Source organism: Streptomyces sp. NPDC002577 (assembly GCF_053594815.1).
The window spans coordinates 41,575-60,346 of sequence record NZ_JBSFWK010000044.1 but is presented as its reverse complement, the minus strand read 5'-3'; the positions used below and the strand labels follow the sequence as shown (position 1 = coordinate 60,346).

The 18,772-nt window shown below is 70.3% G+C and carries 17 protein-coding genes; 10 read left to right on the top strand and 7 right to left on the bottom strand.

Annotated elements, in window-relative coordinates; genetic code table 11:
* Positions 1 to 22 precede the first annotated feature (22 nt).
* From ACWD4J_RS35645 to ACWD4J_RS35630, 4 genes are all read right to left on the bottom strand, one after another.
* Positions 23 to 733, bottom strand: coding sequence for an ABC transporter ATP-binding protein (locus ACWD4J_RS35645; protein WP_451399653.1), 711 nt, complete (start codon positions 731 to 733; stop codon positions 23 to 25).
* Entirely contained in the window at positions 714 to 2,828 is a 2,115-nt protein-coding gene (locus tag ACWD4J_RS35640; protein WP_451399652.1) for a branched-chain amino acid ABC transporter permease, read from the bottom strand. The genes ACWD4J_RS35645 and ACWD4J_RS35640 overlap by 20 nt, the downstream gene beginning before the upstream one ends.
* Positions 2,828 to 4,210, bottom strand: a complete 1,383-nt coding sequence (locus ACWD4J_RS35635) for an ABC transporter substrate-binding protein (protein ID WP_451399671.1) — start codon at positions 4,208 to 4,210, stop codon at positions 2,828 to 2,830. Before ACWD4J_RS35635 ends, ACWD4J_RS35640 begins: the two co-directional genes overlap by 1 nt.
* A 432-nt stretch (positions 4,211 to 4,642) precedes the next feature.
* Positions 4,643 to 5,362, bottom strand: coding sequence for an enoyl-CoA hydratase/isomerase family protein (locus ACWD4J_RS35630; protein WP_451399651.1), 720 nt, complete (start codon positions 5,360 to 5,362; stop codon positions 4,643 to 4,645).
* Positions 5,363 to 5,525: 163 nt separating this feature from the next.
* On the opposite strand from ACWD4J_RS35630, the gene ACWD4J_RS35625 reads away from it, so the two are divergent.
* On the top strand, positions 5,526 to 5,792 hold the full coding sequence (locus tag ACWD4J_RS35625; protein ID WP_451399650.1) for a hypothetical protein: 267 nt from the start codon (positions 5,526 to 5,528) through the stop codon (positions 5,790 to 5,792).
* Positions 5,793 to 5,910: 118 nt separating this feature from the next.
* Here the strand turns inward: ACWD4J_RS35625 and ACWD4J_RS35620 are convergent, their stop codons facing one another.
* Positions 5,911 to 6,933, bottom strand: coding sequence for a 2Fe-2S iron-sulfur cluster-binding protein (locus ACWD4J_RS35620; protein WP_451399649.1), 1,023 nt, complete (start codon positions 6,931 to 6,933; stop codon positions 5,911 to 5,913).
* A gap of 108 nt (positions 6,934 to 7,041) precedes the next feature.
* Between ACWD4J_RS35620 and ACWD4J_RS35615 the strand changes: the two genes are divergently transcribed.
* Both ACWD4J_RS35615 and ACWD4J_RS35610 read left to right on the top strand, forming a co-directional pair.
* A complete protein-coding gene (locus ACWD4J_RS35615; protein WP_451399648.1) occupies positions 7,042 to 8,424 on the top strand; it encodes an ABC transporter substrate-binding protein in 1,383 nt (460 codons plus the stop codon).
* Positions 8,421 to 9,359, top strand: coding sequence for an alpha/beta hydrolase (locus tag ACWD4J_RS35610; protein WP_451399647.1), 939 nt, complete (start codon positions 8,421 to 8,423; stop codon positions 9,357 to 9,359). Before ACWD4J_RS35615 ends, ACWD4J_RS35610 begins: the two co-directional genes overlap by 4 nt.
* A gap of 135 nt (positions 9,360 to 9,494) precedes the next feature.
* On the opposite strand, the gene ACWD4J_RS35605 is transcribed toward ACWD4J_RS35610, so the two are convergent.
* Positions 9,495 to 10,256, bottom strand: a complete 762-nt coding sequence (locus ACWD4J_RS35605; protein ID WP_451399646.1) for an SDR family NAD(P)-dependent oxidoreductase — start codon at positions 10,254 to 10,256, stop codon at positions 9,495 to 9,497.
* A gap of 78 nt (positions 10,257 to 10,334) precedes the next feature.
* A complete protein-coding gene (locus ACWD4J_RS35600) occupies positions 10,335 to 11,186 on the bottom strand; it encodes a TIGR03619 family F420-dependent LLM class oxidoreductase (protein ID WP_451399645.1) in 852 nt (283 codons plus the stop codon).
* Between the two features lie 230 nt (positions 11,187 to 11,416).
* On the opposite strand from ACWD4J_RS35600, the gene ACWD4J_RS35595 reads away from it, so the two are divergent.
* The 7 genes from ACWD4J_RS35595 to ACWD4J_RS35565 all read left to right on the top strand — a co-directional run bounded on the left by ACWD4J_RS35595 (position 11,417) and on the right by ACWD4J_RS35565 (position 18,684).
* Positions 11,417 to 12,178: an SDR family oxidoreductase gene (locus ACWD4J_RS35595; protein WP_451399644.1), complete on the top strand. Its 762-nt coding sequence runs from the start codon at positions 11,417 to 11,419 to the stop codon at positions 12,176 to 12,178.
* Between the two features lie 56 nt (positions 12,179 to 12,234).
* Complete coding sequence (locus ACWD4J_RS35590; protein WP_451399643.1) at positions 12,235 to 12,558, top strand: hypothetical protein; 324 nt, start codon at positions 12,235 to 12,237, stop codon at positions 12,556 to 12,558.
* Between the two features lie 231 nt (positions 12,559 to 12,789).
* Positions 12,790 to 14,454: a thiolase C-terminal domain-containing protein gene (locus tag ACWD4J_RS35585; protein WP_451399642.1), complete on the top strand. Its 1,665-nt coding sequence runs from the start codon at positions 12,790 to 12,792 to the stop codon at positions 14,452 to 14,454.
* A gap of 121 nt (positions 14,455 to 14,575) precedes the next feature.
* Positions 14,576 to 15,877 carry an acyl-CoA dehydrogenase family protein gene (locus ACWD4J_RS35580; RefSeq protein WP_451399641.1) on the top strand — a complete coding sequence of 434 codons (1,302 nt, stop codon included), beginning with the start codon at positions 14,576 to 14,578 and terminating at the stop codon, positions 15,875 to 15,877.
* On the top strand, positions 15,874 to 16,899 hold the full coding sequence (locus ACWD4J_RS35575; RefSeq protein WP_451399640.1) for a phosphotransferase family protein: 1,026 nt from the start codon (positions 15,874 to 15,876) through the stop codon (positions 16,897 to 16,899). The genes ACWD4J_RS35580 and ACWD4J_RS35575 overlap by 4 nt, the downstream gene beginning before the upstream one ends.
* Positions 16,896 to 17,696, top strand: a complete 801-nt coding sequence (locus ACWD4J_RS35570; RefSeq protein ID WP_451399639.1) for an enoyl-CoA hydratase-related protein — start codon at positions 16,896 to 16,898, stop codon at positions 17,694 to 17,696. Before ACWD4J_RS35575 ends, ACWD4J_RS35570 begins: the two co-directional genes overlap by 4 nt.
* Positions 17,697 to 17,700: 4 nt before the next feature.
* Positions 17,701 to 18,684, top strand: coding sequence for an NADPH:quinone oxidoreductase family protein (locus ACWD4J_RS35565; protein WP_451399638.1), 984 nt, complete (start codon positions 17,701 to 17,703; stop codon positions 18,682 to 18,684).
* Positions 18,685 to 18,772: the final 88 nt, after the last annotated feature.

Sequence of the window (18,772 nt, the reverse complement as noted above, 5' to 3'; positions counted from 1 at the left end):
GCAGGGCCGCATGCCAGGCTGTTCACGTCGCCCCCAGGTAGGCGGCGAGGACCGTTTCGTCGCTCCGGATCACATCGGGCGGGCCGACGGCGATGACCTTCCCGAGATCGAGTACGTGCACCTCGTCGCACACGCTCATGACGAGGCCCATGTCGTGTTCGACGAGGACCACGGCCATGCCGTCGTCTGCGAGTGAGCGCAGCAGGGCCGCGAACCGGTATGTCTCCTCGCCGTCCTGCCCCGCGGCCGGCTCGTCCAGGAGCAGCAGCGTCGGACGGACGGCGAGCGCCCGGCCCACCTCGACCAGGCGGGCGACCCCGGTGGGCAGCGTGTCGGCCGAGCTGCCGGCGACCTCCGCAAGGCCGAGCCGGTCGATGATGCCTGCGACGCACGCTGCCGCCTGCCGCCGTTCGGGCCCGAGTTCGGCGGCGACGAGCAGGTTGTCGCGCACGCTGAGGCGGCCGAACAGCTCCAGGCGCTGGAACGTGCGGGCCAGGCCGTGCCGGGAACGGCGTGCCGGACCCAGCCGGGTCACCTCCCGCCCGCCGAGCCGCACCTTGCCGGTCGAGGGCCTGCGCAGCCCGGACACGACGTCGAACAGGGTGCTCTTTCCGGCCCCGTTGGGCCCGATCAGGCCCGTGATCCGGCCCTCCTCGGCGTTCAGACCGACATGGTCCAGCGCGCGGTTGCCGCCGAACGTGACGGTGACGCCGCTAACCTCCAGCAATGCCACGGGCCAGCACCTCCCTGTCCTCCGCCCGCCAGGGCCGCCTGAGGCCCCACCACTCGACGGGGATCTCCGGTTCGGCCTTGACGGCGGTCTGCCGCGCCGTCGCGTACCGGCGCAGGCCCTCGCCGAGGACGTAAGCCCAGATGAGGAACGTCCAGCCGTTGATGACGTCGCCCAGCCGCAGCCCCCAGCCGAGCGCGAGCCCGGCAAGGAGTGCGGGCAGGGCGATGCGGTCCCGGCCGAGCGGCCCCCACTCGCGCCGGAACTGGGACACGATGCCCTGGGGGCTGTGGGCGAGGCCCATGCCGGCCAGTGCGGGCATCACCGAGACGAGGTTGTGCCCCCAGGACACGAGGCCCGTCAGGATGTTCGGCCCGACGAAGGCCGTCCCGGCGAACAGCCCGTTGCCGACGGCGCCCAGCCCGCCGATCACCGCGACCAGGAAGATCGGCAGCCCGGCCACCAGGTTGAACTGCTCGGCTGTGACGGTCCGTTGCTGCATTCCGTACAGTGCTCCGCCGAGCCCAGCGATCCCTGCGGACAGCGCGAACACCGCGACCTTGGCGACCAGCAGGTTTCCGCCGAGCGTGGCGTAGGCGGCCTCGCTGTCGCGCAACGCGATCAGCCGCCGCCCGAACCGGCCCCGGCGCAGCGCCGCCACAGCGAGCGACGCCAGAGCGAGACACACCGAGGCGAACACCAGCAGTTCGGCTGTGCCGTCGAGATGCAGACCGAACAGGTTCGGCCCGTTCACCTCCACCGACCCCTGGTCGAACAGCGCGATGCGCACCCCGAGCACCTCGAACGACGGCAGTGTGAAGATCCACCGGTCGAGTACGACCGCGAACGCCGCCGTGCCCAGGGCCAGGTACACCCCGGAGAACCGCAGCGCGGGCACCGCGATCAGTGCACCGACCGCCGCCGACACCAGGATCGCCGCGCCGAGCGCCCACAACTGCCCCTGCGCACCGAGATGCCCCCATACGACCGCGCCGATTCCCGCGATGCTCAGCTGACACAGCGAGATCTGGCCCGCGTACCCGGCCAGGGGTACGTACGACAGTGCGATGACACCGAGGGAGAACAGCGGCCCGTAGGTGACGAGGTCGGCGTCGCCGAGGACGGTGGCCAGGACCACCCCGAACGCCACGGTCGTCGCGGCGAACACCGCGGTGCCGCGCAGAGACGGGACCGGCACCTGGACCAGGCGCCGGTCCCGGCCGCGCAGCCGCCGGTGCGGGAAGACCAGCAGAGCCATGAACAGCAGCAGGGCGGGCGCGGCGAGGCGGAGTCCGGGCAGGTACTCGTTCTGCGGCAGATATCCCGTCAGATAGCTCTCCAGGCAGCCGACGACGACCGCGCCGATGAACGTCAGCGGCAGGCTGCGCAGCCAGCCGAAGACGGCGGCCGTGTAGGCGCTGACGATGAGCAGGGACAGCTGGGAGGCGTCCAGGGCGACGGTCGGCGCGATGAGGATGCCGCCGAGCGCCGCCAGCTGTGTGCCGAGGATCCAGGCGACGCGGCCGGCGCGCAGCGGGTCGGCGCCGGTGAGCTCGACGAGAGACCGGTCGTCGACCGTCGCTCGCATCTCCGCGCCGGTACGGGTGTGGTTCAGCAGGAACCACAGCCCCGCGGCGACCACGACCGCGACGGCCATGGTCAGGGCCTGGTGCCAGGTGACGGTGGCCGGCCCGATGTGGAAGGGCTCCCGGTCGGCGAAGAACGTGGTGAGGGGACGGGCCACGTTGGGGTCCCAGATCCAGCGGGCGGCGGCGATGGCCCCGCTGAGCAGGGCCACCGTCATCACCAGCCGTTCCGCCTCGCCGAGGTGCTGCACCGGGCGCATCAGCACCCGCTCGACCGCCAGGCCGAAGCCCGGCGCGAGCACGAGCAGCACCACGGCGAGCGCGACCGGCACCGGCCATCCCCATCCGACGGTGAGCTGCCAGTAGCAGAACGCCGCCAGCATGCCCGCCGCCCCGTGCGCGAAGTTGAACACGCCGGTGGTGACGTAGGTGAGCACCAGGCCGCTGCTGATGACCGCGTAGATCGCCGCCGTGCTCAGGCCGACGATCCCGAAGGTGAGGAACTGCTCCATCACTTCACGTCATTCATGGACTTGCCGACATCGGCGAGGGTCAGCGGCTTGCCGTAGTCGCCCTGGTACTTGTACTGCTTGACGTCGCAGCGGTAGGCGCCCTTGTCGGGCTTGAAGTCGGCCGGCTCCCAGCCCTTGGAGGTGGCCTTCTCGACGTTGAAGCAGTCCAGCGGAATGTTGGACTTGGTCACGTTGACGGGCGCCAGCAGGCCGCCGCCCGTCCAGGCGCTTTCCTTGCGGGCCGCCTCGTACACGCACTTGACGGTGAGGTCGTCGCCGCAGCTCTGGGCGGCCTTGGCGAACAGCAGCCAGGCCGCGAAGCCCCGCGCCCCCGGAAGCGTCACATGGGCGTCCGGCGCGTACTTCTTGAACAGGTCCAGCAACTGCTGTGTCGCGGGGTTGTCGGACGCTTTCTCCAGCGGATACACACCACTCAGGTCGGCCAGGTTGTTCTGGTAGTCGAGGGACCTGCCGGCGAGTTTGAGGAAGGCGGGGCCGTAGGCGTTGCTGTTGGCGTCGATCCAGTCGAGCTTGTAGTTCATGCCGGTGAGGATCTGCTCCAGCTTGGCGAGGCTGGTGAAGTCGCCCAGGAAGATCAGGCCCTTGACGCCCTTGCTCTTGATGGACTGCGCGTACGGCGTCCAGTCCGAGACGCCCGTCGCCGGATACAGGTCCGTGTAGGCGATGGTCCCGCCGGCGGCCTTGATGCCCTCCTGGTCCTGCGCGCTGAGGACCTTGGTGACCGGGGAGTCGCCCGAGATGATGCCGACGGCTCCCGCCGACTTGGGATACGCATCCTTCAGCAGCCAGTCGTAGTAGCCGGCGTAGCGGTTGTACGTGCTACCGCCGGTCAGGTTGAGCTGCAGGTCGGAGCCGCTGTTGGGGATCATGGTGACTTGGCTGGGGAAGTCGGGCAGCAGGCAGGACAGACGCTCTTTGGTGCCGAGGGCGTCCAGGGCCGAGCTGCCGCCGACGATCGCGAAGTCCTCCTTGCAGGATTCGAGCATCCGTTGGCGGACTTCCGTCATCTTGGTGTCGCGTACGGTGGCGACGAGCTTGCGGCCGTTGATGCCGCCCGCGGCGTTGCACCAGGACGTGAACACCTTGGCGGTGTCCCCGTACTCGGGGTTCTTGGTGAAGCCGACGTCGGACATCACCCCGACGTCGATGCTGTCGGCGGTGACTCCTTGCGCGGTCGCGCTCTTGGCGTCGCCGGGGCCGCAGATGCCCTTCAGGTCGCCGAAGTCGCCGCTTGCGGCGGCTTGTGCGGTCTTGGTGGGGTCGGCGTCACCGCGTGACTCCTCGGTGCCGCCGGATCCGCTGCGGCCGCATCCTGTGGCGAGCAGGGCGGCCACGGCCAGGGCGGCCGCGAGGGAACTCATCGGTTTCACGGGATGTCCTCCTCATGTTTCCCGACGTGCTGATGGCTCGATGGGCGCTATCAGGGGGCTCGCTCCGGCCGCGCGGCGACGCGGGCCGAAGCGCACGCGGGAAACGCCGGTGACAGCGCACTCCGTGCACACAGACGTGCCGTTGGTCCGGCCGTCCGGCGTCGGGTGGGCGGCCCACCGCTCCCGCCTCATGGCGTGCCTCGCCACTGCCGCCGACGGCGAGCCCGATGGGATCCCGGGAGCCTGGGCGGCGCGGTGCGGGGCGCCGACGGTGTGTGTGGTGCAGCTGGTCGAACCGGTGTCCCAACTGCCATATAGGTCCGAATAGCTTGCTCTCGGAATGGGGAACGTAGCTTCTCCTCAGAGGAGAAGCAATGGTTTCGACATGCCCAGGTGAGTTCTCATGCTGCGGCGCTCCATGTCTCACCGGCCCCGGCTCATCGCCCTGTCCACCGCAGCCCAGTGCGCGTCGTCGACCCAGAGGCCGGCGAAGGCGTCCACCGCCTCATGGGCGGACGAGCCGTCCTGCGTGATCCGCTTGATCTCCTGAGTCGGGCGGTTCGCCAGTGACCGGGCCAGGGCCCGCCAGCCCACCCCGAAGGAAGCGCGCGGCAGCACCTCGTCCACCAGGCCGATCCGTTCGGCTGCGGCCGCGTCCAGAATCCGGCCGGACCCCGCGAGCAGCAGCGCCCGCCCCCTGCCGATGAGGGCCGCGAGCCGCTCGGCGCCGCCCCATGCCGGCATGATCGCCAGGTTGACCTGGGTGAAACCGATCCTGATGTCGTCGGCGGCCACGCGGATGTCGGCGGCGACCGCCATCTCGGCCCCGCCGCCCAGGGCATGGCCGTTGAGCGCGGCGATCACAGGGGCGGGGAAGGCGGCGATCCGGTCGCAGATCCGCCGCATCCGCCACGCCATGGCGGCCGCCTCCTCGGTGGTGCGCAGGGCGGCCAGCTCCTTGAGGTCGCCGCCCGAGACGAACGCGCGGTCGCCCGCACCCGTGATGACGAGGGCTCGTGCGCCCGCCGCTGCGTCCAGGGCGTGCTCCAGCTCGCCCATGGTGTCCAGGGCTATGGCGTTGCGTGCGTGCGGGCGGTTGATGGTGATGACCGCCAGTCCCGCGTCCGTCTCCAGGTCGACCATGGAAAACCCTCCAGATCTCGGCGTTCTCGAAGCCGCGGATGTATCCGGCCGTGAGGCTGCACAGGCCCTGTGTGCAAGGACATTGCGGGTCAAGCCAAGTGAGAATAGCATTCTCGCATCCAGTGAAGGTGGATCTCGCATCCTGGAGAAACGGAGATGCACGGTGGCAATCGACGGGCTTACCGAACAGGCGACGCACAGGTCGCTGTCCCGCATCGAGCAGCTGGACGACGAGATCATCGCTCTTCTGCTGCGGCGCCGGGAGGTGGCGCGGGAGCTGCCCGCCCCGTCCGGGCCTCGCGCCACCGACCCCGGGTTCGCGGAGGCCGTGCGGGCCATCACCGGCCGATACCGCGAGCATCTCGGTGGCGGCGGTGAACTCGTCGCCCGCGCCGTGCTGGTGCTGTGCCATCCGGGCCAGCGACCGTGAGCATGCACCCCGAGTGACGTCGGGCCCGGTCAAGGACCGGACCCACTGTTGGGCCGCCGCCTCGTTCCGTGCGAGGCGGCGGCCCATCGGTCTTCCAGGTGCTCGCATCCAGGCGTGGCTACTCGTATTCGACCGTCACGGACGGCGTGTCCGGCACCCCCTGACACGTCAGGACGTACCCCTCGGCCACCTCTTCCTCGGTCAGTGCGTCGTTGACGCGCATGGTCGCACTGCCCTCCCTCAGCTTGGCCATGCAGGTCGCGCAGTTGCCCGCTTCGCAGGAGAACGGCGGGGCGAGTCCGGCGCGCCGGGCGCTCTGCAGCAGCGTCTCGCCCGGGTGCCGCGGCACCGACACCCGCTTGTTGCCGAGCAGGATGGTGATCGTCCCCTCTGTGGCGGCCGGCGCCGGGGCCGGCGCCGGACGGGGCGGGGGCGGCGGCGGAGCCTGCCCCCCGCCGAATCGCTCGCTGAAGACCCGTCCCGATCCCTGTAGCGCCGACTCCACCAGCTCCATGAAGGGCTCGGGTCCGCACACGTACGAGTCTGCGTCCATGTCGGCGCCCACGAACTCCTTGATGTCCGCCGCGCTCAGGAACCCCCGCTCGTCATCGAGATGGCGTACGACCGTCAGCCGGCCCGGATGGCGCTCCGCCAGTTCGGCCAGGCCCGCGTGGAAGATCGCCGAGGGCCTGTCACGGTCGGCGCACAGCAGCCGGATCCGGCGGTCGGTGGCGGCGAGCGCGCTCTTGGTGAGGGAGAGGACCGGGGTGATGCCGCTGCCGCCGCAGAAGCCGAGGAGCGGCGTGGTGGTGGCGGCAGGGCGGAGGCAGAACTGCCCGCGGGGCTCGGTCAGTTCGAGCTCGTCGCCCTCGGTCACGTGGTCGTGCAGCCAGTTCGAGACCTTGCCGCCGGGGACCCGCTTGACCGTCGTCATCAGCTCGCCGTCGGTCTCCGGAGCGCTCGACATCGAATAGGAGCGCAGCAGGTCCCGGCCGTCCACGCGGACCCGGAAGATGCAGAACTGCCCGGCGCGGTACGGCAGCGGCCCTCCGTGCGGGGCGAGCACGAACGTACAGGTATCGGCGGTCTCCTGGATGATCCGCGTGACGGTCGCGCGCCGGAACAGCGGGGGGCTCGGCATGGCGGACTCCTTCTGGTATGAAAGTTCTAGCCATACGAGAATATCGTTCTCGAAGACGAGATGGGACCCTCTCTGCAGAGCGACGGAGTTCCCCTTAGAGGAGGAACGTTGCGAAGGCTGTTCATCGGTGCGCTCGTCCTGCTGCTCGCGGGATGTTCGATGCGCTCCACCGCGAACGACGACGCGCCCTCCGCATCCACGACCGCCGAGTCCACCACCGGTGCGGACTCAGGCGACTTCGGGACGCTCAAGGACGTGTGCGGGCCCGGCACGCCCAGGTCCGCGACCGCGCAGGGCGTCACGGACAAGGAGATCAAGGTCGGCGTCTTCACCGACGTGGGCTTCAGCAAGAAGTCCGAGTACATCGACGCCGCGAAGGTGTTCACCTCCTGGTGCAACGGTGCGGGCGGGATCAACGGCCGCAAACTCGTTCCGGTGACTCGGGACACGAGGATGTACGAGGTCCGCGCGCGGATGCTGGAGGCCTGCCGCGAGGACTTCGCGCTCGTCGGCGGCGGTGCGGCTCTGGACGGTACGGGGGTCGAGGACCGGCTGAAGTGCCTGCTGCCCGAGTTCCCGGCGCAGTCCAGCATGCGCCAGGCCCTCGGCTCCGACCTCCAGGTGCTGGCCTCCGGCCCGGCGGTCGGGCACTCGCGCTACACAGGGCTCTACTCCTGGCTCCTCAAGGAAAAGTTCCCGTCCTCGGCGGGACGCATCGGCATGATCGCCGGGGACTCGCCCGTCACCAAGAACCTCGCCGCCATGGACAAGGAGACCCTGACAGCGATGGGCGGCAGGGTGACCTACTCCGACCTCTACCCCGCCCAGGGCGTGTCCGACTGGACCCCGTACGCCCAGTCGATCAAGAAGAAGAACGTCAAGGGCCTGGTCTTCCTGGGGGACTTCACGAGCCTCGCCAAGCTGGAGCAGGCCCTCACCGCCATCGACTACGCACCCGACTGGATCGATCCCACGAACAACGCCTACAACCCGGCGTTCCTGAAGCTGGCCGGCCCCGCGCTCGGCACGCAGAGGAACTTCACCGAGCTGTTCGGCACGTACCCGAGGGAGGAGGCCGCGGACAACCCCGCGACGCAGAAGGTCCTCGACCTCTTCAAACAGTACGCGCCCGATGCCGAGATCACCCTGCCCGTGCTGCGCGCCTTCTCCGCCTGGCTGCTCTTCGCGACGGCCGCGCGGGACTGCGACGAGCTCACCCGCGCATGCGTCTACGAGAACGCCGCCCAGCACACCGACTGGACCGGCGGAGGCCTCCAGGCCCCGGCCGATCTGACCAAGGTCGACGCGCCGCCCACGTGCTACGTCGTGGTGCAGTCGACGGCCGAGGGCTGGGAGCCCGCCGACATCAAGCCCGACCACGGCGCCTACCGCTGCGACGCCCCCGTCCACAAGTTCGAGGGCGACTACGGAAGGCCGCTCACCCTGGCCGACGTGGGCAAGTCGATGTCCGACCTGAAGCAGGACTCATGACCCCGATCAGACCCTCAACCGCCGTCACCGCACTTGTCGATGACGTGGTCGCGCATGTCGTGCAGGCCGCGGGTGTCCCGGTGTCCGCACTGGTCGCCGCTGTACCCCGGCCGCGCGCCGTCGTCGTCGCACTGCACGGCGGGGCCGCCTTCTCGGCGTACTACGACCACCCCGGACACCCGCACCTTTCCCTGCTGCGCACCGGCGCCGCCCTGGGCTTCACCGTTCTCGCGCTCGACCGCCCCGGATACGGCAGTTCGGCCGGCCACGCACACGAGATGGGCGGGCCGGAGCGCCGGGTGGAGATCGCCTACGCGGCGGTCGAGGCACTGCTCGCCGGGCGGTCGCGCGGAGCCGGAGTGTTCCTCGTCGCCCACTCCATCGGCTGTGAACTCGCCGTACGCATGGCCGCCGACAAGCGCGGCGCGGACCTGCTGGGCGTGGAGCTCGCCGGTACCGGCACGCAGCACAAGCCTCGGGCGCTCCGCCTCATGCAGGAGTGGCGGGGGGACGCCACCCGCCCGCGCCCGCCCGGTCGCATGCGCGACCTCATCTGGCACCCGGTGGACGCCTACCCCCCGGATGTCTACGGCGGCGCCCGCATCGGCTCACCGGCACCCGCGTACGAAGGCGACGTGGTGCGCACCTGGACGGAGGACTTCCCCCGGCTCGCCGCCCGCGTCCGTGTCCCCCTGCGGTTCACCCTCGGTGAGCACGAGCAGGTGTGGCGCAGCGGCCCAGCCGCTCTGGCCGGCATCGGCTCGCTGTTCACCGCCTCGCCCCGCGTCGTGGTGGACGAGCAGGTGGGGGCCGGGTACAACACGAGCATCGGCTGGACCGCCGCCTCGTACCACCTGAAGGTCTTGTCCTTCGTCGAGGAGTGCGCGTTGGCTGCCCCGGCGCGGCGCCGGGAGGCAGGAGCGCAGAGCGAGTGAGGACTGGTCCGCAGGCATATCGGCGGGGACTGGTACGACGTGATCCCTCTCTCCGGTGACCAGGCCGCCTGGTCACCGGAGACGCATCCGCCCCGCCGGGCCGTAACCGACGCGTGTCCGGCCGGCCGGGCCTTGTCAGGTGTTGCGTCCTCCGTTGACGCCGAAGACCTGGCCGGTGATGTAGCCGGCCTCCTCGCTCACCAGGAACGCGCACGCCGCCGCGATGTCTTCCGGCAGTCCCGGCCGCCGTACCGGGGTGCGTGCGGCGTGGTAGTCGACGCCGGGGCCGAGCAGGCCCTTCTCCTCGTTCCGCCGGGTCATCGGTGTGTCGATGAAACCCGGCGGGATGGTGTTCACGGTGATGCCCTTCGGGCCGAACTCCAGGGCGAGCGCCTTGGTGAAGCCGATGACGCCCGCCTTGGAGGCGACGTAGTGGGTCATGAGCGGTTGCCCGCTGTGCGCGCTCGACGATGAGATGTTGACGATGCGACCCCACCGGGCCTCCACCATGTCGGGCAGAACGGCCTGGCAGCAGCGGAAGGTGCCGGTGAGGTTGATCGAGAGAATGCCCTCCCAGGACTCCTCGGTGATCGACAGGAACGGCTCGAACCCTTCCCGCCCCGCGTTGTTGACGAGGATCCCGACCGGGCCGAACCGTGCCCGGACCTCCTCCATGCCGCGGTCCACCTGCGCGCGGTCGCCGACGTCGACGGCGAGGCCGATGGCGGAGCCGCCGTCGGCGCGGATCTTCGCGGCGGCCGCCTCGGCGCCGTCTCCGTTCAGATCGAAGACGGCGATTTTCGCGCCGTCGTGGGCCAGTCGTTGGGCGATGGCGAGGCCGATGCCGGAGGCGGCCCCCGTGACGACGGCCGTCTTGTCGGCAGTGGTGTGCGCCATTCCTCTCCTCCTACGCGAGAGACGAGATGACTCGGTGTCGAGAATGTTGTTCGCGGAGACGGAAACAGCTCTGCGTCGCTATGCGACCGCGGGCATGATCTCTTCGGCCACCCATTGGGTGTAGTCGAGGTACTCCTCGATGTGGTTGAGGCTGGGGATCGGCACCGCGCTCATCGTCACGCCCAGTTCCCTGAACCAGCCGAGGCGGTCGACGATCTCCTGCTTGGTCATGCCCGGCCGGGCGCGCGGGTCCTCCCGCACGGCGTGGCCCTCTCCGACGCGTGTGGTGGCGAAGCCGTAGAACACATCGGTCAGCCTGCCGCTGTAGTCGGGCTGAGACCTGATGAAGTCCAGCTTCGCCGGGATGTCCTCGGGCTTGGTGAGGAAGGGCCACCACCCCGAGGCGTAGCGGGCGATGCGCTTCAGCACGGCGTCGGCGTCACCGCCGAACCACACCGGCGGGTGCGGCTTCTGCACGGGCTTGGGCTCGAACGCGATGTCCCGGAAGGACACGTACTTCCCCTCGAACTCCGGTTCCTCCTTGGTCCAGAGCTCGATGATCGCCCGGATGTACTCCTCGCTCCTCGCTCCGCGTTCGTGGAAGGGGACACCCAGGGCTTCGAACTCCTCCTCCAGCCAGCCGACCCCGAAGGTCACGGTGACGCGGCCGCTCGACAGCCAGTCGATGCTTGCGAGTGCCTTTGCGGTGATCATGGGGTGCTGCAGCGGCAGGATCGCGATGCACGAGTTGACTCGTATCCTCTCCGTGGCCCCGGCCAGATAGGCCATGGCCGGATACGCGCTGAAGTAGTGGGGCCCGGAGAGCTCGACATGGGATCTCGGGATGACGTGGTGCTCGGGCACGCTGATCATGGCGTAGCCCAGTTGCTCCGCCCACTTGGCCAGGCGCGTCTGGTGCGCGCCGGTCACGGCCGCCTCCCACGGCTGGCATGTGGCCTTCAGTCGAAGCACATGCGGCATGGGAAAGCACAGTTGCATGTTCCCTCCCGTTCGTCCTCTTTGTCGCTGTAGTAGGCGAGACCGGTTCCGCTGGCGTCCGGATTCGCGATAAGTCGATGTTGAGAATGTAGTTCTCAATTCTCGGCAGTATAGCTACCGTCGTGGGTCGTGAGCCGATCGCCTGACATGAGGGGGCGTACATGAGCGAGCGGGCCGTGCTGGCGGGGAAGGTCGCGATCGTCACGGGGGCGGGAGGCGGGATCGGGCGGGCGTACGCGAAGGGGCTTGCGGAGGCCGGGGCCGCCGTGGTGCTGGCGGACGTCAAGGCTGAGGCGGCCGAGGCCGTGGAGCAGGAACTGATGAAGGCCGGCCATCAGGTGCTCGCGGTCCGCACGGACGTGTCGGACGAGGCGAGCGCCGACGCGATGGCGGCGACGGCCGCGGAACACTTCGGCTCCGTCGACGTCCTGGTGAACAACGCGGCCCTGATGGCGGAGATCGTCGGCAAGGGCACGCTCACCACGATGGACCTCGACGTGTGGCACACCACGCTGGGCGTCAACCTCACCGGGCCGCTGCTGTGCACCCGTGCCGTGGTGCCGTACATGAAGAAGCGGGGTTACGGAAAGATCGTCAACCAGTCGTCGGGCGGCGCCTTCATGGGGGCCAACGCGTACGGGATCACCAAGCTCGGCCTGGTGAGCATGACCCTGTCGCTCGCCCGCGAACTCGCCCCGTTCGGCATCCGTGTCAACGCGATCGCGCCCGGCAACGTCAACACCGAGGCCGGCGCGCTCTCTTCGCCCCCACAGCTGCGTGCGATGGTCGAGGCGACCGTGCCGTTCCCCTTCGGTGAGCCGGAGGACCTGGTACCCGGGCTGCTTTATCTGGTCTCGCCCGGGAGCGACTGGGTCACCGGTCACACCCTGAACATCGACGGCGGCTGGATTCCCCGTACCTGATCGCACCGCATCCGGCCGCACCACCCGAGCCGAACCCATCGAGCGACGGAGGAAGCATGGCGAAGCACATCCTGCACGTCGAGTCCTGGCCGGTGAGCCCGGAGGCCGTGGCGGAGTTCAACCGCTGGTACGACGAGGTCCATCTGCCCGAGGTGGTGGCGCTGGACGGTTTCGTCGCGGCCCGCCGGTACGCCCCCAAGGAAGGCTACGGCCCGTACGTGACGCAGTACGAGATCGAGGGGGACCCGGAGGAGGTCGTCAAGGGCGTCAGCGCCGCGTCGGCCGCCGGCAAGCTCAACATGTCCGACACGATGCGGATGGACCCGATTCCGAAGATGCGGATCATGGAGATCGTCACGGAGTACCGCCCGGAGTCCTGAGGTCCGGGCCGGGGCGCCGTCCGCTACCGCGGGCGGCGCCCCGCGTCGTTTCCGGAGCCGTGACAGGCGAGCAGACATATTGCTTCTCCTGTTCGGAGAAGATACTTTCCGAATTAGGAGAGCATCCTATGCATCGAGTCAGAGTGCGGAAGGAAGACCGCGAATCACGCGGTCATCGGTGAACGACTTCCCGTACCTCCCGGGACGGGACCGACCATCTGAGGAGACCCTGTGGACCGGCGCCCGCTGCCCCTTCTCACCCCGGAGAGCGAGTTCTTCTGGACGTCCGGCGCGGACGGCCGGCTCCGCTTCCAGGAGTGCGAGGCATGCTCCGCCCTGATCCATCCGCCCCAGCCCGTGTGCCGTCACTGCCGGGGGCACGGGCTGCGCGTGACGGAGGTCGCCGGCACCGGCACCCTGATCTCGTTCACCGTCAACGAGCGGTTCTCGGTGCCGGGGCTGCCCGCGCCGTACGTGGTGGCGCGGGTGGCGATCGACGAGGACCCGAGGGTGCGCCTCACCACCAACATCGTCGGCTGCGATCCGTCCGAACTGCGGCTCGGCATGCGGATGGAAGTGACGTTCGAGCACGTCGAGGACGTGTGGATACCTCTGTTCCGGCCTTGCTCCGCACAGCCCGAAGAGCCGGGCCCGCTGCCGGAGGACGAACTGCCGCCCGCGCGGCTGAAGCAGCTGGTCCGGCCCCCGGTCAGCACCGACCGGTTCGAGCACCGGGCCGCCCTCACCGGCGCCGGCGCCTCCCGTATCGGCCGCCGCCTGGGCGTGCCGCCTCTTGAACTGACCATCGAGGCCTGCGAGAAGGCCGTCGCCGATGCCGGCCTGACGATGGACGACATCGACGGCCTGGCCACCTACCCCGGTGCGGGGATCGCCGCCGGGTTCGGCGAGGGCGGCGTCTCCGCCGTCGAGAGCGCTCTCGGTATCCACCCCACCTGGTACAACGGCGGGGGCGAGACGTTCGGGCCGGGTGGCAGCGTCATCGCCGCCATGCTCGCCGTGGCGAGCGGGCTGGCCCGGCACGTGCTGTGCTACCGCACCTTGTGGGAGGCCACCCACGCCCAGCAGTTGCGCGAGGGGAGGCGCCCGTCGCCCGCCTTGGACCGGGTGGAGGGCTCCGGTGAATGGCGCACCCCGTTCGGAGCGGTCTCCGCCGCGAACGCCCTCGCACAGAACGCGCAGCGCCACTTCCACGAGTTCGGCACCACCCGCGAGACCCTCGGCTGGATCGCCCTCAACCAGCGCGCGGGCGCATCCGTCAACCCCGAGGCGATCTACCGCGAGCCGCTCACCATGGACGACTACCTGTCGGCCCGCACCATCAGCACACCGCTCGGCCTGTACGACTGCGACGTGCCGTGCGACGCGTCGATCGCGGTCGTGGTGTCGGCGGTGGACGCGGCCCGCGACCTGCCGAAGCCGCCGGTGCTGGTGGAAGCGGTGGGCACGCAGCTGATCGAGCGACTCGAATGGGACCAGTCGACGTCGGCGCACGAACCGCACGTCCTCGCGCAGGCCTACCACATGTGGTCCCGCACCGACCTCGGCCCGTCCGACATCGACGTGGCGCTGCTCTACGACGGGTTCACGATCAACTGCCTGTCCTGGATCGAGGCGCTGGGGTTCTGCGGCATCGGCGAGGCGAAGGACTTCCTCGACGGCGGCAAGAACATCGCCCGGGACGGCATCCTGCCCGTCAACCCGCACGGCGGTCAGCTGTCCCACGGTCGCACCCACGGCATGGGTCTGATCCGCGAGGCGATCACACAGCTGCGCGGCGAGGGCGGGGCGCGGCAGGTGGCGGGTGCCCGGACCGCGGTGGTCAGCACCGGCGGGCTCGCACCCAGCGGAGTGATGTTGCTGAGGACGGACACATGACCGCCGCCGGCCGTCCGGAGACGGTCCTCCGCGAGGAGCCCTCCGCCCCGGCCTTCGCCGCCCGGACCGCGCCGGACCCGACGGGCGCCCCGCGGGTACCCGAGAAGGAGGAGTGACGCACATGGCATGGGACTTCGAAACGGAGCCCGAGTTCCAGGCGAAGCTGGACTGGGCCGACACGTTCGTGCGGGAGGAGGTGGAACCGCTCGACCTGCTGTGGCACGGGCTGCAGTTCACGCCACCGGACGCCGAAAAGCGCAAGATCATCGACCCGCTCAAGGACGAGGTCCGCCGGCGCCGCCTGTGGGCCGCCCACCTCGGCCCGGAACTCGGCGGTGAGGGCTACGGGCAGCTGAAACTCGCCCTGATCAACGAGATCCTGGGCCGCTCCGAATGGGCGCCGATCATTTTCGGCTGCCAGGCCCCCGACACCGGCAACGCGGAGATCATCGCGCACTACGGCACCGACGAGCAGAAGCAGCGCTATCTGCGGCCCCTGCTCGACGGGGAGATCTTCTCGTGTTACTCGATGACGGAGCCTCAGGCCGGTGCCGACCCGGCCCTGTTCGAGACCCGCGCGGAACGCGACGGGGACGGCTGGGTGATCAACGGCTGGAAGTTCTTCTCCTCCAACGCCCGCACCGCCTCGTTCTTCATCGTGATGGCCGTGACCGACCCGGACGCAGGGCCGTACGAGGGCATGTCGATGTTCCTCGTCCCGGCCGGCACGCCCGGCATCCGCATCGAGCGGAACGTCGGCCTCGGCGACGAGCCGGTCGGGGACGGGGCACACGCCCTGATCCACTACGACAACGTACGGGTCGGCCCGGAGGCCGTCCTCGGCGGCCCCGGACAGGCGTTCGCCATCGCCCAGACGCGGCTCGGCGGCGGCCGCGTCCACCACGCCATGCGCACCATCGGCCAGGCGCAGAAGGCCCTGGACATGCTGTGCGAGCGGGCACTGAGCCGCCGCACCCGCGACGGGGTCCTCGCCGACAAGCAGTTCGTGCAGGGCTACATCGCCGACTCCTACGCCCAGCTCACCCAGTTCCGGCTCTTCGTGCTGTACGTGGCGTGGTCCATCGACAAGCACAACGACTACCGGAAGGTCCGCAAGGACATCGCCGCCGTCAAGATCGTCATGCCGCAGGTGCTGCACGACATCGCACAGCGCGCGGCGCAGGTCCACGGCGCGCTCGGCATGAGCAACGAGATGCCGTTCCAGCGGATGATCCTCGGCGCCGGCGTGATGGGCATGGCCGACGGGCCCACCGAGGTCCACAAGGTCACCGTCGCCCGCCAGGTCCTGCGCGGCCACCGGGCCACCGACGGCCTGTGGCCCACCGGCCATATCCCGTCCCGCACGGAGGCCGCCCGCGCCAAGTACGCCGCACACCTCGAACGGGAAGTGGGAAACCTGTGATCGACATCGAGCGGCTCGCGTCCTGGCTGGACGGGCAGAACCTGCCCGGCAAGGGCGAGCCCGCCCAGCACCGCTACCTCTCCGGCGGCACTCAGAACGAGATCTACGAGATCCGCCGCGGCGACCTGCACTGCGCCCTGCGGATCCCGCCGCCCACCGCGCCCGCCGACCGCGACAAGGGCATCCACCGCGAGTGGCGGATCATCGAGGCGCTGGACGGCACGGACGTGCCGCACACCCCGGCGGTCGCGGTGTGCACCGACCCGTCGGTCCTCGGCCGCACCTTCTATCTGATGGGCTTCGTCGACGGCTGGTCGCCGATGAACCTGAAGGACAAGAAGTGGCCCGAGCCCTTCGGCTCCGACCCCGAGGCCCGCGCCGGCCTCGCCCGGCAGCTGACCGAGGGCATCGCACTGCTGTCGAAAGTCGACTGGCGGGCCAGGGGCCTGCACGACCTCGGCCGGCCCGACGGCTTCCACGAGCGGCAGGTCGACCGCTGGACCGCGTTCCTCGACCGCATCAAGGGCCGTGAGATACCAGGCCTGGAGGAGGCGTCGGCCTGGCTGCGCGCCCACAAGCCGCTCGACTACGTGCCAGGGCTGATGCACGGCGACTACCAGTTCGCCAACGTCATGTTCCGCCACGGCGGCCCCGCCAGGCTCGCCGCGATCGTCGACTGGGAGATGGGCACCGTCGGCGACCCGAAGCTCGACCTCGGGTGGATGCTGCACAGCTGGCCCGAGGACACCTCCACACCCGAGGCCGCGACGGCCGGCTATGTCGACCTCACCGGCATGCCGTCCCGCGACGAACTCCTCACGCTGTACGCGCAGACGTCGGGCCGTCAGGTCGACGACGCCGACTACTACTTCGTCCTCGCCAAGTGGAAGCTGGCGATCGTCCTCGAGCAGGGCTTCCAGCGCGCCGGCGACGACCCGAAGCTCCAGGCGTACGGGCCGCTCATCCTGCGGCTGATGCAGGACGCCGCGGAACTCGCCGAGACGACGGAGTACCGAGGATGAGCGACGCAGCACCGGAGACGACCGAGGAACAGGTTCTCGTACGGGAGCGGGCCGGGAACGTCCTGGTGGCCCGCCTGAACCGGCCCGCGGCGCGCAACGCGCTCACCGCGGAGCTGATGGCCGCGATAGGCCAGGCGCTCCTGGACGCCGAGTCGGACCCGGAGATACGGGTCCTGGTCCTCACCGCAGGCGGCGACCGCATCTTCTGCCCGGGCATGGACCTGCGGGCATTCGCCGACGGTGCCGAGATGAACCTGGGCGCCGACGAGCCGCGCCAGGCCTACCAGCGGCTGCTGGAGGGCGGCGGCCGGGTGCCGGTGGTCGGCGCGGCGAACGGCACCGCGCTGGGCGGCGGCATGGAGCTGTTGCTGGCCTGTGACGTCATCGTGGCGTCCGCGGCGGCGAAGTTCGGGTTCCCGGAGGTGAAGCGGGGCCTGTTCCCGGCCGGCGGCGGTCTGGCGATCGGCACCCGGATCCCGTTCGCGGCGGCGATGGAGCTGGTGCTGACAGGCGATCCGGTGGACGCGGCCCGGGCGCGGGAGATCGGCCTCGTCAACTCCGTCGTCCCACCCGACCAGGTGCTTCCGGCGGCGCTGGAACTGGCAGGCCGGATCGCCGCCAACGCGCCACTGGGGCTGCTCGCCGCCAAGGAACTGCTGCGGCTGACGCTGACCGACCCGGACCAGGCCGCCGTCCGCGGCAAGGAATGGCAGCAGCGCGTCTTCACCAGCGAGGACGCCAAGGAGGGCGCCGTCGCGTTCATGGAGAAGCGCGCGCCCGTATGGCGGGGGAGGTGACCTGGTGAGGGCCGCGCTGTGCCGGGAGTTCGGGCCGCCCGAGGTGGTGCGCCTCGCCGACGTGTCCGCGCCGGTGCCCACCGCCGGGCAGGTACGGGTGCGGGTGCACGCGGCGGCGGCCAATTTCTCCGACGTCCTGCTGGTGGCCGGCGAGTACCAGGTGCGGGCGGAGCCGCCGTTCGTGCCGGGCAGCGAGTTCGCCGGCGTCGTCGAAGAGGTCGTCGGTGACGTGCCCGGGATCCGTGTCGGCGACCGGGTCGCCGGCACCGGGTTGGTCGGCGCGTTCGCCGAGCAGGCGGTGGTCGGCGCGCACGCGGTGACGCCGGTCCCGGACACCGTGGAGTTCTCGGCGGCCGCCGCGTTCGGCGTGGCGCACCGGACGGCGTACCACGCCCTGCACACGGTGGCGGAGCTCCGGCCGGGGCAGGAACTGGTGGTCCTCGGCGCGGGCGGCGGCGTGGGCCTGGCCGCGGTGCAGCTGGGCGCGCTGGCCGGGGCGCGGGTGACGGCGGTGGCGTCGTCGGCGGCGAAGCTGGAGGCCGCGAAGGCGAACGGCGCGAGCGTGCTGATCGACCACCGGTCGTGCGGCGGCCTGCGGACGGCGCTGAAGCAGGCGCTGCCCGCGGGGGCCGACGTGGTCCTCGACCCGGTCGGCGGCGGCCTCGCCGAACCGGCGCTGCGGTCGGTGCGCTGGGGCGGACGGTTCGTCAGCATCGGCTTTACGGCAGGGATCCCGCGGCTGCCGCTCAACCTCGTCCTGCTGAAGGGCGCGCAGGTGACGGGCTTCCAGCTGCGCGACGTGGCCACCCATCTGCCGGAGCGGTTCCAGGCCAGTGAGGCGCGCCTCAGGGAGTCGTTCGCCGAGGGCACCGTCCGTCCGCACATCGGCGCGGTGTACCCGCTCGCCGAGGCAGCGGCCGCGCTGCGAGCCGTGGCGGACGGGCGGGCCGTCGGGAAGATCGTCGTGGACGTGGCCGGGTCCGGCTGAGAGAGGGGGCGCCGCCCGGTGTGCGGCGCCCCGCCGAAGCGCCACTGACACATAGAGAAAATCGAGTTCTCAATCTTGTAAACACGAC

Bases quoted from the DNA above. Each gene is read 5' to 3' on its own strand.
- ACWD4J_RS35640 (WP_451399652.1), bottom strand. From the start codon at position 2,828: ATGGAGCAGTTCCTCACCTTCGGGATCGTCGGCCTGAGCACGGCGGCG.
- ACWD4J_RS35635 (WP_451399671.1), bottom strand. From the start codon at position 4,210: ATGAGTTCCCTCGCGGCCGCCCTGGCCGTGGCCGCCCTGCTCGCCACA.
- ACWD4J_RS35630 (WP_451399651.1), bottom strand. From the start codon at position 5,362: ATGGTCGACCTGGAGACGGACGCGGGACTGGCGGTCATCACCATCAAC.
- ACWD4J_RS35620 (WP_451399649.1), bottom strand. From the start codon at position 6,933: ATGCCGAGCCCCCCGCTGTTCCGGCGCGCGACCGTCACGCGGATCATC.
- ACWD4J_RS35610 (WP_451399647.1), top strand. From the start codon at position 8,421: ATGACCCCGATCAGACCCTCAACCGCCGTCACCGCACTTGTCGATGAC.
- ACWD4J_RS35605 (WP_451399646.1), bottom strand. From the start codon at position 10,256: ATGGCGCACACCACTGCCGACAAGACGGCCGTCGTCACGGGGGCCGCC.
- ACWD4J_RS35595 (WP_451399644.1), top strand. From the start codon at position 11,417: ATGAGCGAGCGGGCCGTGCTGGCGGGGAAGGTCGCGATCGTCACGGGG.
- ACWD4J_RS35590 (WP_451399643.1), top strand. From the start codon at position 12,235: ATGGCGAAGCACATCCTGCACGTCGAGTCCTGGCCGGTGAGCCCGGAG.
- ACWD4J_RS35580 (WP_451399641.1), top strand. From the start codon at position 14,576: ATGGCATGGGACTTCGAAACGGAGCCCGAGTTCCAGGCGAAGCTGGAC.
- ACWD4J_RS35570 (WP_451399639.1), top strand. From the start codon at position 16,896: ATGAGCGACGCAGCACCGGAGACGACCGAGGAACAGGTTCTCGTACGG.